Source organism: Streptomyces alkaliphilus (assembly GCF_014141535.1).
GTDB lineage: Bacteria > Actinomycetota > Actinomycetes > Streptomycetales > Streptomycetaceae > Streptomyces > Streptomyces alkaliphilus.
The window spans coordinates 1-1,910 of record NZ_VKHT01000953.1 but is presented as its reverse complement, the minus strand read 5'-3'; the positions used below and the strand labels follow the sequence as shown (position 1 = coordinate 1,910).

The 1,910-nt window shown below is 74.6% G+C and carries 3 protein-coding genes; all 3 read right to left on the bottom strand.

The window, feature by feature from the left end:
• Positions 1 to 268, bottom strand: a 268-nt coding sequence (locus tag FNQ90_RS21430) for a hypothetical protein (protein WP_228471456.1), incomplete at its 3' end; no start/stop codon positions are given.
• A complete protein-coding gene (locus FNQ90_RS21425) occupies positions 265 to 1,053 on the bottom strand; it encodes a LytR/AlgR family response regulator transcription factor (RefSeq protein ID WP_143616581.1) in 789 nt (262 codons plus the stop codon). The genes FNQ90_RS21425 and FNQ90_RS21430, both read right to left, overlap by 4 nt.
• Positions 1,050 to 1,910: sensor histidine kinase (locus FNQ90_RS21420; RefSeq protein WP_182607856.1), on the bottom strand; the 861-nt coding region annotated here is incomplete at its 5' end. The genes FNQ90_RS21425 and FNQ90_RS21420, both read right to left, overlap by 4 nt.

Here is a 1,910-nt window from a genome sequence, read left to right as displayed (position 1 = left end):
GGCCCGTCGTGCTGCTCTTCCCCGCGCTGGCCCTGTGGCCGCTGAGGCCGAAGAGCAGCGTCGCGAGCAGGACCATGGTCCGTATCGCCAGCCGTCGCTGCCGCCGGAAGACCTCCTCGTCGAGGGCGGGTTCGGCCGGGCTCCCGGGGCCGTCCCCGGGGGCGCCGGGCGCGCCGTGGGCGAGCAGCCCGTGCGGCGGACGGTGGCGACGTGCCAGGGCGAGCCGGGTCTGCGGGCTGGTCACCCGGACCCGGCGATCCGGGCTCATCGTCCGCCGGCCCTCGGGTCGTCGCGGACCGCCGCCAACAGCCGCTCCTTCAGCGCGCGGGCGTGTCGCCGGCTGACCGGCACGTCCCCCGCCGGGGTGCAGGCCAGCAGGCCGGCGGAGCCGGTGACCCGCAGGTCGCGGATCCAGCGGACCGCCACCAGGTAGCCGCGGTGGGCGCGGACGAAGCCGGCGGGCCCCCACACCTCCTCGAGGTAGGACAGCGAGAGCCGGATCAGGTGGGTGTCCCCTTCGGTGTGCAGGCGTACGTAGTCGCCGTGCGCCTCGGCGAACTGCACGTCGTCGCGACGCACGAAGACGGTGTGCCGGCCGGTCTCGATCTGCACCACCGACAGTTCGTCCGCCGGTGGCCGCGGTTGTCCGGGGGCCGGGCGGCGCAGCGCCCGGACCCGGCCGACCGCGTCGGCGAGCCGCTCCGGTCGGACCGGTTTGAGCAGGTAGTCGGCGGCGCCGATGCCGAACGCCTCCACGGCGTGCCGCTCCGATGCGGTGACGAAGACGATGGCGGGCGGTTCGGAGAGGGCGCTGAGCACCCGGGCGACCTCCATGCCGTCCAGGCCCGGCATGGAGATGTCCAGGAAGACGGCGTCGAAGCTCTCGGTGCCGATCCGACGCACGGCGGCCTCACCGCTGTCGGCCTCCTGGACGTCACCGACGCCGGGCAGGTCGGCGAGGAGGTCCGCGAGTTCGGCGCGGGTGAAGTTCTCGTCCTCCACGACCAGGAGCCGCAGGGCTCCCGGGCCGGTGGCGGGCGGTGGGGCGGTCATGCGGCGGACACTCCTCGCCGGAATCGGGGGACGCGGACGATGACCCTGGTGCCGCTGCCGGGAGCGGTCTCGATGACCAGCCCGTGTTCGGGCCCGTAGACCGCCCGCAGCCGCTGGTCGACGTTGGCCAGGCCGACCCGCTTGGCCGGTGGGCCGGAGCCGGCGAGGATGGCGCGGGCCAGCCCGGGGTCCATCCCGACGCCGTCGTCCTCGACCTCGATGACGCACAGAGGTCCCTCGCCGTAACCGGAGACGGTGATCGAGCCGGGGCCGGGTTTCGGTTCCAGGCCGTGCCGCACGGCGTTCTCCACCAGCGGTTGGATGATCAGGAAGGGGATGGCCACCGGCAGGATCTCCGGGGCCATCCGCACGGTCAGTTCCATGCGGTCGTCGAACCGGGCTCGTTGCAGTTCCAGGTAGGTCTGCACGGCCTGGAGCTCATCGGCGACGGTGGCGTAGTCACCGCGCGAGGAGAAGCTGTAGCGCAGGTAGTCGGCGAAGTCGGTGAGCAGGCCGCGGGCCCGGTCGGGGTCGGTGCGGATGCGGGCGGCGATCACCGCCAGGGCGTTGTGCAGGAAGTGCGGGGAGATCTGGGCGCGCAGTGTGCGCAGGTCGGCCCGGGCGATGCGGGCCCTGGCCCGCCGCAGGTCGGCGTGGTCCAGACTGCGGGAGACGAGGGTGGCGGCGGCGGTCAGCGCGGCCTCGTCTGCGCCGGCGGCGGCGAGCACGCCGGCGGGTTCACCGGCGACCAGCAGGGGGGCCGCGGTCCAGTCCCCGATCCGCACGAGGGTGCCGTGTTCGTGGGGACGGCCGACCAGCTCGGCGAGCAGTTCCGGGGCCGGGGGCGGGCCGGCGAG

Bases quoted from the DNA above. Each gene is read 5' to 3' on its own strand.
- FNQ90_RS21425 (WP_143616581.1), bottom strand. From the start codon at position 1,053: ATGACCGCCCCACCGCCCGCCACCGGCCCGGGAGCCCTGCGGCTCCTG.